Raw genomic sequence first — 11,546 nt, 5'->3', positions numbered from 1 at the left:
AGAGCACAGACCCGGGACTACACCATCGACAACAACTCGTCGATCCTCCAATCTGCGAGTCCACTCGCAACAAGCGACCTCGTGTCGCACGCGCTGGCCGCGACCGGCCGAAGAGCCGCAGCGCGGCCAGCGACCGCCCGACGCGCGGCGAGTCGCCGTAGGCGGCTCGCCTTTAATGACGAGTAGATAAGTTGCTTTCAGCGGGGCTTGTTGATCGCTTCCGGCTTGATCACGTATGGCTTCGCGCTGGTCCAGACACGTTCGAAGCTGCTCAGGTAGATGGCGGCGGCTCCTTGGTCATCGTCCGCCAGGAGGTGAGTCACGGGGGCCTGTGCTGCGGGGATGCCGTACGCGTGGGTGTTGACGAGGACGTGCCTGTCGGCCTGGTAGATCGAGTTGTAGAGGACCGTGCTGTGTAGCCGGATCTCGACGCCTTGGATGCCGCACAGCGGTTGATAGAGCGCGAGAGCGTTCCTGATCCTGGCGGCCATGACATCGGGCCCGATGTTCTCGTCGATCCCCCGGGCGGCTACCTCGGGGCTGTCGGGATCGCCCAGGAGAACGCGGACCTTGACGCCTGCGCGGGCTCGCTGGGCGATGCTCCGCATGATCGCGGTGTCCTCGGCGAGGAACAACCCGCTGTAGGTCAGGATGCCGATGTCCTCGGTCGCGCTCACGAACCCCCGCCATACGGCCTGCGGCACTTCGTGGCGGTGTTGGTAGACGGCTCGGATCTCGCTGGAGATCGGGCGAGAGTGTCCGGCCACTTCGGGCCAGAGGTCCGCCTCGCTCACCTGGAGTAGGTCGGCGACGGCCCACCGATGGCGGGGGTAGGGGACGCGTCCGTTGAGCCAGCGGTCCACGGTCTTGGGGTCCACCGCCAGACGGGCTGCCACGTCAACGGCGTGAAGCCGGGCGTCAGCCAGCGCGGCGCGCAAGTTCTGATTCATCCGGCCCGCTCCTCCCGCGAAACCGCTTCTGCCGGTGACGTTAACACGAGACGTCCCCAGACGTCCCAGAGATACGGTGCTCCTGCCCATGACGGTGGGCGAATCTCAAGCCACACACAGCGATGGAGAATCCCAGGGAGGCCGCGCATGCAGCCGAGTCAGATCGTCAAGGAGAAGCAGCGAGCCTACGCACAGCAGCTGCTGACCGCGCTACGCGAGGAACTCGCCGCCCGTGTGGTCGCGGCGGTCCTGGTGGTCACCGAGGACGGGCGGCCCGCCTTGGACGTGACCGACAGCCGGGGCCGGTCGCGTCGCGTCTTCGTGCACCTGCCGTTCTGCTGGTTCTACTGGGGAGACCAGCACGACGAGCGAGTCACGTTCCTACGGCTACCGGCGGCCGTGGATCGAATCGAACAGGCCGCGCATGACGGCTGGCACGAAGGCGAACAAGGGGAACTCGGCGTCGACCTCAGCAAGATCGTCGATGCGTACCGTCCCTGAGATCTTGACCGGCTGGCGGGTCTACTCCCAGATCGCCGACCGGCTCCGCGCTCGGATCGTCGCCGGAGAGTATCCGGCGGGCAGTGCGTTGCCGTCTGAGGCGGAGTTGTGCGCGGAGTTCGGCGTGGCCCGCAACACCGCCCGGCGCGGCCTGGCCGTCCTGGAGGACGAGGGGTTGATCGTGACTATCCCGGCCAAGGGCCGCGTGGTCTCAGGTGCTCCGACCATGCCGTACCGCTATCGCCAGATCGCCGATGACCTGCGCGAGGAGATCACGCGCGGGGAGCTTGGCCCGGCCGTACCGAGTGAGGCCGCTCTCCGGCGACGCTATGCGGCCTCGCGGAACACGGTTCGTCAGGCGCTGGCCGTACTGGAGCTTGAGGGTTTGATTGTGGCTGAGCATGGGCGGGGCCGGTTCGTGCGGCCTTTGGGATGAGACGTCCTGGGACGTCCAAGGTTGCCCTCTAGATCGAACGCGGTGTTCGACGTCTATCGTGAACAGGGTGGGACAAGCTGACTGGGCCTGTGACCTGGCCGAACGCCTGCTATCGACGACGTTGCCCCGGCGCTGGACGCACACGCAAGGAGTCGCCAAGAGGGCCGAATCTCTCACGCCACTCCTCGGCGCTGAAGCCGACACACTGACCGCCGCCGCGTACCTGCATGACATCGGGTACGCGCCGGACCTGGTCGACACCGGGTTCCATCCCCTCGACGGCGCGCGCTACCTGCGCGATGTCGTCAAGGCCGACGACGTCCTGTGCCGCCTAGTGGCGCATCACTCCTGCGCGGTCAACGAGGCGCTCAACCGGAACCTCTTCGACGCGCTCAACGCCGAGTTCGACGAGGAACGACCGGAACTCGTGGAAGCTCTGACCTACTGCGACATGACGACCGGCCCGGACGGTACACATCTCGACGTCGCTGACCGCCTCGCAGAGATCCACTCTCGATACGGCCCCGAGCACCTGGTCTCGCGGTCCATCACGGCCTCGACGCCGTGCATCCTGGCGGCCGTCAAAGCAGTCGAGACGGCACTATCCGATGTACGGCTCCGCACGTCCGGCTAGATAGTGCTCGATCCGCATCCGCATCGACCGATCCATCCTCAAGGCGGCGACCTCCCCGCGAGGCACCCATAGAACCTCGCGGGACTCGTCGCTCGGCGTCGGAGAACCGGCGACAGCTCGCCCAACCAGCACGATGGAGAACTCCTGCCGTGCCTCGCCGTTGGAGGTGTAGAGGACCACGTGTCGGGGATCGCTGTAGGTCCCCACGAGACCGGTGATATGACAAGTGATGCCGGTCTCCTCCAGCGTCTCCCGTACGGCTGCCGCCGGGATCGACTCGCCAAGGTCGATCGCCCCGCCGGGCACGGCCCAGTTGTCGTTGTCCGTCCGCCGGATCATGAGCAGATCCCCGTCGGCGTTGGTTACCACGACGTTCACGGATGGGACGAGACTGTTGGGCGCGGGAGCGTCCGGGTCGTTGTAGAAGTCGATCCGTTTGCCCATGGGTCAGGACTCTAGCGGCGTTGCCTCGTCCCAGGTCTTCTCGAAACTCCGCTCATACGTGCTGACCATGTCGCCCCCTGCCACCCGTCGAAGATGCAGGACGGGCGCGTCGCCGGCGGGCTGGCCGTACGCGTGGGTGTTGACCAGAAGCTGATCGTCGGCTCGGTAGATGGAGTTGTACAGCACGGTCTGATGGAGCCGTATCTCTGCTCCGGCGGGAACGAGTTTGCTGCTGTACCAATGGATGGCGTTGCGACAGCGCTCGATCTGGCTGTCACCCACGCCTTCATCCCGGCCGCGCTGGACAACATTCGGACAATCCGGAGCCCCGAGCAGAATCCGAACCCGGACGTCGGCGCGCGCCTTGTCTTCCAGGACCCGCATCAGGCCGTGATCGTCGTGGATGAACGTGCCGCTGTAGACGAGGATGCCGATCTCCTCTGAGGCCTCGGTGAACAGACGTCCCCAGATGTCGCGGGGGACGGCCCAGCGGTGCGGGTGGACCGTGATGATCTCGCTCTCGGACGCAGAGGCGACCTGTTCGAGGGTCAGGGCCTGCGGCCACAGGTAGCTCTCGTCTGTACCGAGGAAGGAAGCCGCAGCGTAACGATGCTTTCGGTACGGCTGTCGCCCTTGGGTGATCCACCGCTCGGCCGTCTTGGGGTCAACCTGGATCGCCTCGGCCAACTGGTCGATGTCGATGCCTTTTGCGAGCAAGGCCGCACGTAGCCGTTCGTTCGCCATCTCACCTGCTCCGGGGGACGTCTCAGGGACGTGGCCATCGTAGGCCGGACGTCTTGAACATGTCCCGTCGTGTAGTGATCTCGTCCTGACTCTCCGTCGCATTCTCGGTCTGCAAGCAAGAACCGTAGATCGAAAGGAGAGGTGATCCCATGACTGACGAGATCCACCCGGCCCCCAACTGCGAGTGCGGCGCACAGCTCAACGAGGGACAGACCCGCTGTCGCAAGTGCGCTGCCCGTGACCGCTACCTCAAGCGGCAGGCAGGCAAGAACAAGCGGCGCGGCGAGACCCGTCGTCCCCCGCGCGGCCCGCGCAACGGTGGCAAGGCTGGGGTGGTCTGGTCATGATCGCGCTCACCGCCGCCGCCGTGCTCGGCCTGAGCGTACTGATCGGCTTCGGGGCCATCGTCGTGAACATCCACCGCCACGACAGGGCGGCGATCTCCCAGCGATCTATGCGGGGTGTTCAGTGGACGTAGACAGGCGCTCCTCGACCCGCGCCAGCCGGACCGACAGCTCTTGTACGGCCGTGCGCAGCTCGGCGATCTCGTCAACGGCAACGTCGGCGTCCCGGACGAACACGCCCTTGCCTTGCTGGCCAACCACCAGACCCTCGGTACGCAACACCCTGACGGCCTCCTTCACCAGCGACAGCGAGGCGTCGTACTGCTCGGCGAGTTGGGTCGTCGACGGCAACGGGGCTCCGGGCGCGAGAGATCCGCCTCGGATCTGCGCACGCAGGTCGTCAGCGATCTGGAGGTAGCCGGGTCGCCCGGTGTTCTTAACCATCGCCCCCAATCTCACCACACCAAGCCACCCACGCCAACATTGACAACCAGGCCAACTAGGTTAACTATGTTGGCTATGACGAATAAGGAGGTCACACCCTATGCGTACCGTCCCCATCCCGGTGGATGTCAGCAAGCTCGCCATCACCTGCGTCAAAGCCCCGCGCCCGCGGATCCTCAACCGCGACACCGGCGAGATCAAGACCGACAAGAACGGCAACACCGTCTACGAGATCACCGCCTCGGTCGAAGACGAGTTCGGCCGAATCGAACTCATCAAGATCGGCATCACCGGCGAACCACCCATCAAGCCCGGAGACCCGGTCAACGCCGTCGGCCTGCTCGGCTACGTCTGGGAGATCGCCGGACGGTGGGGGATCGCCTACCGCGCCTCGGCCCTGCTCCCCGCACGGGAGGCCGCCGATGCCTGATCCGCTGCTCACGCTCGCAGTCCTGGCCGCTACGGCGGTCGGGTTGTGGGCCTGGCGCCGCTGGCACTACCCCTCCTTCTGGCTCACCCTCGGCTACCCGCTCATGGCGATCAGCGTCCGCGCCTCTTGGCGGCGGGTGGCCCTCGGCTGCAACCTGACCAAGAAGCGGCAACGCTGGTGGTTCACCACCGTCCCCGGCGCGATCGCCTCCACCGGCCTCGTCAAGGTCCGCCGCCGTTTCCAGCGGGTCGCCGTCGACACCAAGCCGTTCATGTGGCTGCCCATGCCGACCCGGTACGGCTGGCGTGTCACTCTGTGGACGCTGGAGGGCCAGATCCCTGGCGACTACGCCGAAGCCGCCGAACGGCTCGCGCACTCGTGGGGCGTCCACGCCGTCCGCGTCACCTCCGACAGGCCTGGTCGGGTACGGCTGGCCGCCACCATGCGCGACCCCCTGATCAAGGTCGACCAGCTTCCGCCCTCGCCCGACCTGCTCCAGGTCACGGTGGGACGGCTGGAGACCGGCAAGCCGTGGGTGGTCGACTTCCGTACGATCCCGCACTGGCTCAACGCCGGAGCCACCCAGTCCGGCAAATCCAACCTCGCCAACGCCCTCATCGTCGGCCTCGCTCCACAGCCGGTCGCCCTGGTCGGCTTCGACCTCAAGGGCGGCGTGGAGTTCACCCCCTACGCGCCCCGGCTGTCGGCCCTGGCCACCTCCCGCGCCGAATCGGTCGACCTGCTGTGCGACCTGGTCGGCCTAATGATCGACCGCATGGGCCTGTGCCGTCAGGCCGCCGCCCGCAACATCTGGCAACTCCCACCCGCCATCCGCCCGGTCCCCGTCGTCGTTCTGGTGGACGAGCTCGCCGAGCTCTACCTGATGGCCGACAAATCCGAGAAAGACGAGATCGCCCGCACGTCCACCGCTCTGCTACGGGTGGCACAGCTCGGGCGAGCGTTCGGCATCTACCTGTTCTGCTGCGGCCAACGCATCGGCTCCGACCTCGGCCCCGGCGTCACCGCCCTGCGCGCCCAGTGCTCGGGACGTATCTGCCACCGGGTCAACGACCCCGAAACCGCGACCATGACCCTCGGCGACCTCGACCCCGCCGCCCTGGCCTCCGCCCGCACCATCGCCGCCGAATCCCCCGGCGTCGCCATCGTCGCCTCCTCCGACGGCCAGTGGTACCGCGCCCGCTCCTTCTACGTCAGCGAGCACACCGCCGAACACGCCGCCTACGCACACGCCTATCTCACCCCGGCCTGGGACGAGATCACCGCCCACATACCCGTCAACGCCTGAAAGGGGGTGCAACGATGCGACGCTTCGCCTGCTGGCTGCTCGACACCGGCCCGATCCTCGTCCTGGCCGTCATCGCGGGTGCCGGATCGTTCACCCACATCCGCGACACCGCCGCCGACCACGGCCAAACCGGCTGGATGTCCTGGGCGGTGGCGGTGTGCATCGACCTCACCTATGTCATGGCCGCCCGCGAGCGTCAGCGCGATAAGAAGACCGAGCGGCCCCGGCGCGGCTGGATCTCCTGGCCGGTCCTCGTCCTGTCCGGCGGCGTCGTCCTGTCCCTGGCCGCCAACCTCGCCCAAGCACACCCGACGGTCTGGGGGTGGATCACCGCCGCGACTCCCGCGGGAGCGTTCCTGATCGCGGTCTCCATGCTGGAGCGCCGCGCGGCGAACCCTCGTCCCGAGCCGTCCCCGGCCCTCGTCCCCGTCCTGGCCGTCGAGGACGAGCCGCAGGACGGCCCCGCCCCAGCCCTGCTCGACTACGCCCGCCGCGTCGCTGACGAGCACCACGCCAAGCACGGCAAGCCCATCACCCGCGACGCCCTCCGCTCCCGCCTGGGCGTGTCCAACCAACTCGCCTCCGACCTACTGACCACCCTACGAACCGCCTAACCGAAGGGAGAACACCGATGACCAACCGAACCGCTCTCATCAGCGGCCTGCGCGACCTGGCCGCCTTCCTGGAGGCCAACCCCGATCTTCCAATCGCCCGCAACCTCACCGTCCACCACTTCCCCCGCCGCGCCGACGACACCCAACTGTGCGCCGAGGTCGACCAGATCGCCGCCCAACTCGGCACCGTGATCGACGCCGAAGAGCTCCCGCACGGCCACTACGGCACCTCGATCCACTTCGGCCCGGTCGAATACAAGGCCGTCGCCATCCTGTCCGCCGCCCGCGCCCAGTACGCCGCCGAAGACAGCTATCGCGGCTGCGTCGACCCCGAGTAGGAGAACCCGATCATGCGAATCCGCCTCGACGGAACCCGCGCCGAAATCGTCGACGCCCTGTTCCGCCTCCGCACCAACTTCACCGTCTCCGGAGTCTCCCGCGTCTACCCCGACCGTGGCCGCCCGCACCACTGGCGGATCTACGTCAACACCCTGCCCAAGCAAAGGAGGTGATCGCCCTGTACGGCTGCTGCACCTGCAACGGGACCGGCCTCTACGACAACCAGACGTGCCGCGACTGCGACGGCACCGGCATCGACAACCACGGCGCATAAAGCGCAGAACCCCCGGCCTGGCCGCACATCCGCCAAGACACACGCCAGGTCGGGGGCCATCCCCTCACCCGAACGAGCGAAAGGAGGTCTCCATCTTGCCCACGAACGCCCATGCCCTCAAGGGCTTGATATCCCGACTTAACGCCCCTGACTTCGACCGCTGGGCCGCCCAAATCCACGCCACCGCAGGATGCCGCCAACCCATCCACCTACGCGGCAAGGTCGAACACTGGGACACCGCCACGGGCACCCTGCTCCACCGCTACACCACGAGGAACGAACCTGACGGCGTCCTGCGCCTGCCGTGCAAGACCCGCCGCGCTTCCCGCTGCCCGGCCTGCGCCGAGGTCTACCGCGCCGACACCTACCACCTCATCCGCGCGGGTCTCATAGGCGGCAAGGGCGTCCCCGAGACCGTCACCAGTCACCCGACCCTGTTCGTGACGCTCACGGCCCCGTCCTTCGGCGCGGTCCACACCCGACGTGAGAAGAACAGCAAGGCCCTGCCGTGCCACGCCCGCCGCGACGCCTCCACCTGCCCACACGGCAAGGTCATCTCCTGTACGGCCAAGCACAACCCCGACGACGAGCGCCTCGGCGAACCGCTGTGCCCAGACTGCTACGACTACTCGGGCTCGGTCCTGTTCAACGCCCTGGCCCCACTGCTCTGGAAGCGCTTTGCCGACTCCCTGCGTCGCCACCTGGCCAAGCTTGGCGGCCTGGCCCTCAAAGACCTCCGCCACCACCTGACGCTCTCCTTCGCCAAGGTCGCCGAATATCAGCGGCGCGGCGTCGTCCACTTCCACGCCATCATTCGCCTCGACGGACCCGGTGGCCCTGCCCTTCCGCCTCCGGCTTGGGCGACGGCTGACGTTCTGGCGCAAGCCGTACAACATGCCGCTCGTGTCGTCAGCGCCCTCGTCCCCGCCCTCGACCAACAGCCGGCCCGCCTCCTCAGGTGGGGCCAACAGCTCGACATTCGCCCCATCACAATGACCGGCGACCTCACCGAGCAAGCCGTCGCGGGCTACATCGCCAAGTACGCCACCAAGGCAGCCGAATGCGTCGGCACTCTCGACCGCCGCATCAACCCTCTGGACAACCTCGACGCCTTCAACCTCCGCGAGCACCCCAAGCGCCTCATCGCCGAATGTATGAGGCTCGGCACCATCGAGGATCTCGCCGACCTCCGCCTTGCCGACTGGGCCCACATGCTCGGCTTCCGGGGTCACTTCTCCACAAGGTCCCGCAACTACTCGACCACCCTCGGCGCGATCCGGGCCGCCCGTGAAGACCACGCCCGCGACAACGAGATCACCACCGGACGGCTTCCGCTCTTCGACGAGGACACCGTCCTCGTGATCCGCGAGTGGGAGTACGCAGGCAAGGGCCACAGCGCCGGAGACCAACTCCTCGCTGACGCGCTGACCGGCTCCGCCGTACCAAGGGGCGGCCTATGACCCGGCTCCTGCTCACCGTCCCCGAGGCCGCCGAGACACTCGCCATCTCCCGCAGCAAGCTCTATCAGCTCTTGCACGCGGGTGCGCTCGCCTCGGTGCTCATCGGCGGCTCACGCCGCATCCCCCTGTCCGCCCTGCACGACTACGTCAACCACCTCGCCGACAAGGAGGCCGCAGCATGACCACGACCCTGATCGCCACGCCCGACGAGCCCAACCACGACCGCAAGCCCCGCACCGCCCGGCGACGCACCAGCGGCGAAGGAACTCTCTACCAGCGCACCGACGGACGGTGGGAAGGAGCCGCCTACGTCCCCACCACCGACGGGCAGGCCCGCCGCATCCGCGTCTACGGCAAGACCCGCCGCGAGGCCGCCGACAAACTCACCAAGAAGATCAACGACCACCGGCAGAAACTTCCCCTCCCGGCCCGCGACCCCGCACTCGGCGACTACCTGACCACCTGGCTCAACCACATCGCCGTACACAAGGTCCGCCCCAACACCCTGGCCCGCTACCGCGCCTGCCTCCGCCTCTACTTCCCCGCACCGCTGCTCAAGAAGAAGCTCAGTCAGCTCACCGCCAAGGACATCCGCCTGTGGCTCGATCAGCTCCGTGTCACCTGCCGCTGCTGCGCCCTGGGGACCGACACCACTCGCGATCCCCACGCCGCAGACCCGCAGAAGCGGCCCCGCTGCTGTGCCCTTGGCCGCTGCTGCCAGCGCTACCTGTCCCCGCTGACCATCCAGTACATTCACGCCCTGCTCCGCACAGCCCTGGAGCACGCTGTTCGCGAAGACGACCTCGCGCGCAACGTCGCCCGCAACGTCCAAGTCCCCGTCGGCCGTCAACAACGCACCGAACCCTTCAGCCCGGCCGAAGCCCGCACCTTCCTCGATGCCGCCCAAGGCTTCCGCCTGCACGCCCTGTTCGATCTCGCGCTGCGCACCGGCATGCGGCGCGGTGAACTGCTCGGCCTGCGCTGGAGCGACCTGGACCTAACCGGCGGCACCCTGGCCATCCGCCAGACACTCCAGTACGTCCCCGGCACCGGCCTGGTCATCACCCCGACCAAGACGCCCAGCTCCGAACGCCGGATCGCCCTGCCCCGCGAAACCATCGCCTCCCTGACCCGCCACCGCGCCCAGCAGCAGGCCGACCACACCGCCGCAGGACCGGCCTGGACAGAGACCGGCCTGGTCTTCACCACCAAGACCGGCGCGCCGCTCCAGCCCAGCAACGTCAACCGCGACTTCCACCAGCTCCTACGAGGAGCCGGACTCCGCAAGATCCGCTTCCACGACCTGAGACATTCGTGCGCCTCGCTCCTGCTGGATCAAGGCGTGGACCTCATCGTGATCAAGGAGCTCCTCGGCCACGCCCACATCGCCATCACCGCCGACGTCTACGCCCACGTCCGGCTCCGCCTCCAACGCGACGCCATCGAACGCATGTCCGGCGCACTCGACAAGCAGCCCGAACCGTAGCCGTCAGAAAACGATCACGACCACCGTAGCCGTCAACGTAGCCGTCAACAGCTAAGAAACCCCCGCTAGAATTGACTAGCGGGGGAGTCCTTAATCTAGAGAGTTCATCAGCGAATACCGCTAGTTTTCACTAGTCGAGCATCTCAGACCGAAACCAATCCTGGCCCTGTAGCCATTCTAGATAACGCTTATGGATGCGCAGGAGGCCATTCTGACTCGCTCGCTCCTCGAAAAACTCATCCAGGATCCGGAAGAGCCACACGTTCTTGGTTGGCGCCACTGCCTCGCCCGGAGATTCATCTCTAATGACTCTCTCCATTAGAGATGGCCACGCAAGATTGTTTCCATCACCAGCTCGAACGATTAGCCATTCCCGGAGGCCCAAGAGGGCGCCCCCCTCGGTGGCTGCATCGAACCCGAGTATGAAGGCTACGGCACCCTCATAGGATCCGTCCAAGCCGTGGACGTGCGGCCGCTGCGCGACTGACCGGAAGAGTGATCGATGATCCATCTACACGGCTCCTTAGAACGGGAACTCGTTCGGGAATAGATCCGTCCACAAGGACTTGTACTCGTTGACTGGAAGACCCGTTCTTCCCGTGAAAGCATCATAGACTCTCCCGTCTCGAACAACTACTTCGTGGTGACCCCATTGAGTCCACTCACCCCTATATCTTCCCAGGTTGGAAGTTCCAGGAGGCGCTTGGATACGATGAATTTCTCCTCCGATCTTACTCTGAATATCCCTAGCGACTGCTTCGCATCCACTTGAACCACAGATTTCGGAAGTCGGACGCGGCTTCCAGTTCGGGCCGAGATCTCCGCACGGTCCCGCATTGTGAACGAGAACTGCCTGGTCACCAGCCAGCACATAGTACGTATGGAGATCTTCGACCGTCATGTTGTGGACGCGCTGCACCGCGGTCCATTTGCGGATTGCGGCTACCTGGACGTACGTTCCTGCGGATGTACGGAGCCACATGCCCGGCTCGAGGTATCCATTCAGGCCTGTGATTGATCAGGCGTTTTGGGGTGGCATCCAAGGGTTCCCGGCCAGCGCGTCACGGAGAGCATCGAGTGGGTGGACGCCGTGGTTGCGGGCGGTGCCGAGGTAGGAGCGGATCAGGCAGTAGCGGGCAG

General features: G+C 66.4%; 17 protein-coding genes. 13 read left to right on the top strand and 4 right to left on the bottom strand.

Annotation, left to right across the window (positions count from 1 at the left end; genetic code table 11):
* Nucleotides 1-197 precede the first annotated feature (197 nt).
* Complete coding sequence (locus AB0C16_RS39170) at nt 198-950, bottom strand: XRE family transcriptional regulator (RefSeq protein WP_357691071.1); 753 nt, start codon at nt 948-950, stop codon at nt 198-200.
* 147 nt (nt 951-1,097) lie between these two features.
* On the opposite strand from AB0C16_RS39170, the gene AB0C16_RS39165 reads away from it, so the two are divergent.
* The 3 genes from AB0C16_RS39165 (at nt 1,098) to AB0C16_RS39155 (ending at nt 2,521) form a co-directional block, all read left to right on the top strand.
* On the top strand, nt 1,098-1,451 hold the full coding sequence (locus AB0C16_RS39165; protein WP_357691069.1) for a hypothetical protein: 354 nt from the start codon (nt 1,098-1,100) through the stop codon (nt 1,449-1,451).
* 4 nt (nt 1,452-1,455) lie between these two features.
* A complete protein-coding gene (locus AB0C16_RS39160; protein WP_357691067.1) occupies nt 1,456-1,887 on the top strand; it encodes a GntR family transcriptional regulator in 432 nt (143 codons plus the stop codon).
* A 67-nt stretch (nt 1,888-1,954) separates the two neighbouring features.
* Nucleotides 1,955-2,521: an HD domain-containing protein gene (locus AB0C16_RS39155; protein ID WP_357691064.1), complete on the top strand. Its 567-nt coding sequence runs from the start codon at nt 1,955-1,957 to the stop codon at nt 2,519-2,521.
* Here the strand turns inward: AB0C16_RS39155 and AB0C16_RS39150 are convergent.
* A complete protein-coding gene (locus AB0C16_RS39150) occupies nt 2,489-2,965 on the bottom strand; it encodes an NUDIX domain-containing protein (RefSeq protein ID WP_357691062.1) in 477 nt (158 codons plus the stop codon). The genes AB0C16_RS39155 and AB0C16_RS39150 overlap by 33 nt on opposite strands.
* Nucleotides 2,966-2,968: 3 nt before the next feature.
* Nucleotides 2,969-3,709 carry a helix-turn-helix transcriptional regulator gene (locus AB0C16_RS39145; protein WP_357691060.1) on the bottom strand — a complete coding sequence of 247 codons (741 nt, stop codon included), beginning with the start codon at nt 3,707-3,709 and terminating at the stop codon, nt 2,969-2,971.
* Nucleotides 3,710-3,858: 149 nt separating this feature from the next.
* Between AB0C16_RS39145 and AB0C16_RS39140 the strand changes: the two genes are divergently transcribed.
* The gene (locus AB0C16_RS39140; RefSeq protein ID WP_357691058.1) at nt 3,859-4,056 is read left to right on the top strand and encodes a hypothetical protein; all 198 of its coding nucleotides are present in this window, start codon (nt 3,859-3,861) and stop codon (nt 4,054-4,056) included.
* The gene (locus tag AB0C16_RS39135) at nt 4,053-4,187 is read left to right on the top strand and encodes a hypothetical protein (protein ID WP_357691056.1); all 135 of its coding nucleotides are present in this window, start codon (nt 4,053-4,055) and stop codon (nt 4,185-4,187) included. The genes AB0C16_RS39140 and AB0C16_RS39135 overlap by 4 nt, the downstream gene beginning before the upstream one ends.
* On the opposite strand, the gene AB0C16_RS39130 is transcribed toward AB0C16_RS39135, so the two are convergent.
* The gene (locus tag AB0C16_RS39130; RefSeq protein ID WP_357691054.1) at nt 4,162-4,497 is read right to left on the bottom strand and encodes a winged helix-turn-helix domain-containing protein; all 336 of its coding nucleotides are present in this window, start codon (nt 4,495-4,497) and stop codon (nt 4,162-4,164) included. The genes AB0C16_RS39135 and AB0C16_RS39130 overlap by 26 nt on opposite strands.
* Before the next feature lie 100 nt (nt 4,498-4,597).
* Here AB0C16_RS39130 and AB0C16_RS39125 point away from each other — a divergent pair, with 100 nt between their 5' ends.
* From AB0C16_RS39125 to AB0C16_RS39090, 8 genes are all read left to right on the top strand, one after another.
* Nucleotides 4,598-4,927, top strand: a complete 330-nt coding sequence (locus AB0C16_RS39125) for a hypothetical protein (protein WP_357691052.1) — start codon at nt 4,598-4,600, stop codon at nt 4,925-4,927.
* Nucleotides 4,920-6,233 (top strand): FtsK/SpoIIIE domain-containing protein, encoded by a 1,314-nt coding sequence (locus AB0C16_RS39120; protein WP_357691050.1) that lies wholly within the window; start codon nt 4,920-4,922, stop codon nt 6,231-6,233. Before AB0C16_RS39125 ends, AB0C16_RS39120 begins: the two co-directional genes overlap by 8 nt.
* A 14-nt stretch (nt 6,234-6,247) precedes the next feature.
* Entirely contained in the window at nt 6,248-6,847 is a 600-nt protein-coding gene (locus AB0C16_RS39115) for a DUF2637 domain-containing protein (protein WP_357691048.1), read from the top strand.
* A 17-nt stretch (nt 6,848-6,864) separates the two neighbouring features.
* Complete coding sequence (locus AB0C16_RS39110; RefSeq protein ID WP_357691046.1) at nt 6,865-7,185, top strand: hypothetical protein; 321 nt, start codon at nt 6,865-6,867, stop codon at nt 7,183-7,185.
* Between the two features lie 12 nt (nt 7,186-7,197).
* Nucleotides 7,198-7,359 carry a DUF3970 family protein gene (locus AB0C16_RS39105; RefSeq protein ID WP_357691044.1) on the top strand — a complete coding sequence of 54 codons (162 nt, stop codon included), beginning with the start codon at nt 7,198-7,200 and terminating at the stop codon, nt 7,357-7,359.
* A 196-nt stretch (nt 7,360-7,555) separates the two neighbouring features.
* Nucleotides 7,556-8,920 carry a replication initiator gene (locus tag AB0C16_RS39100; protein WP_357691042.1) on the top strand — a complete coding sequence of 455 codons (1,365 nt, stop codon included), beginning with the start codon at nt 7,556-7,558 and terminating at the stop codon, nt 8,918-8,920.
* Nucleotides 8,917-9,102, top strand: coding sequence for a helix-turn-helix domain-containing protein (locus tag AB0C16_RS39095; RefSeq protein ID WP_357691040.1), 186 nt, complete (start codon nt 8,917-8,919; stop codon nt 9,100-9,102). The genes AB0C16_RS39100 and AB0C16_RS39095 overlap by 4 nt, the downstream gene beginning before the upstream one ends.
* Complete coding sequence (locus AB0C16_RS39090; RefSeq protein ID WP_357691038.1) at nt 9,099-10,406, top strand: tyrosine-type recombinase/integrase; 1,308 nt, start codon at nt 9,099-9,101, stop codon at nt 10,404-10,406. Before AB0C16_RS39095 ends, AB0C16_RS39090 begins: the two co-directional genes overlap by 4 nt.
* The last annotated feature ends 1,140 nt before the right edge of the window (nt 10,407-11,546 follow it).

It is taken from the genome of Nonomuraea sp. NPDC048916 (assembly GCF_040649575.1).
In the GTDB taxonomy this organism is placed as follows: Bacteria; Actinomycetota; Actinomycetes; order Streptosporangiales; family Streptosporangiaceae; genus Nonomuraea.
The sequence above is the reverse complement of the archived record's forward strand: the minus strand, read 5'-3'. Positions and strand labels throughout refer to the sequence as shown.

Excerpts from the sequence above, each read along its gene's own strand:
- AB0C16_RS39170 (WP_357691071.1), bottom strand. The coding sequence starts at position 950 with ATGAATCAGAACTTGCGCGCCGCGCTGGCTGACGCCCGGCTTCACGCC.
- AB0C16_RS39165 (WP_357691069.1), top strand. The coding sequence starts at position 1,098 with ATGCAGCCGAGTCAGATCGTCAAGGAGAAGCAGCGAGCCTACGCACAG.
- AB0C16_RS39150 (WP_357691062.1), bottom strand. The coding sequence starts at position 2,965 with ATGGGCAAACGGATCGACTTCTACAACGACCCGGACGCTCCCGCGCCC.
- AB0C16_RS39145 (WP_357691060.1), bottom strand. The coding sequence starts at position 3,709 with ATGGCGAACGAACGGCTACGTGCGGCCTTGCTCGCAAAAGGCATCGAC.
- AB0C16_RS39140 (WP_357691058.1), top strand. The coding sequence starts at position 3,859 with ATGACTGACGAGATCCACCCGGCCCCCAACTGCGAGTGCGGCGCACAG.
- AB0C16_RS39135 (WP_357691056.1), top strand. The coding sequence starts at position 4,053 with ATGATCGCGCTCACCGCCGCCGCCGTGCTCGGCCTGAGCGTACTGATC.
- AB0C16_RS39130 (WP_357691054.1), bottom strand. The coding sequence starts at position 4,497 with ATGGTTAAGAACACCGGGCGACCCGGCTACCTCCAGATCGCTGACGAC.
- AB0C16_RS39125 (WP_357691052.1), top strand. The coding sequence starts at position 4,598 with ATGCGTACCGTCCCCATCCCGGTGGATGTCAGCAAGCTCGCCATCACC.
- AB0C16_RS39120 (WP_357691050.1), top strand. The coding sequence starts at position 4,920 with ATGCCTGATCCGCTGCTCACGCTCGCAGTCCTGGCCGCTACGGCGGTC.
- AB0C16_RS39115 (WP_357691048.1), top strand. The coding sequence starts at position 6,248 with ATGCGACGCTTCGCCTGCTGGCTGCTCGACACCGGCCCGATCCTCGTC.
- AB0C16_RS39110 (WP_357691046.1), top strand. The coding sequence starts at position 6,865 with ATGACCAACCGAACCGCTCTCATCAGCGGCCTGCGCGACCTGGCCGCC.
- AB0C16_RS39105 (WP_357691044.1), top strand. The coding sequence starts at position 7,198 with ATGCGAATCCGCCTCGACGGAACCCGCGCCGAAATCGTCGACGCCCTG.
- AB0C16_RS39095 (WP_357691040.1), top strand. The coding sequence starts at position 8,917 with ATGACCCGGCTCCTGCTCACCGTCCCCGAGGCCGCCGAGACACTCGCC.
- AB0C16_RS39090 (WP_357691038.1), top strand. The coding sequence starts at position 9,099 with ATGACCACGACCCTGATCGCCACGCCCGACGAGCCCAACCACGACCGC.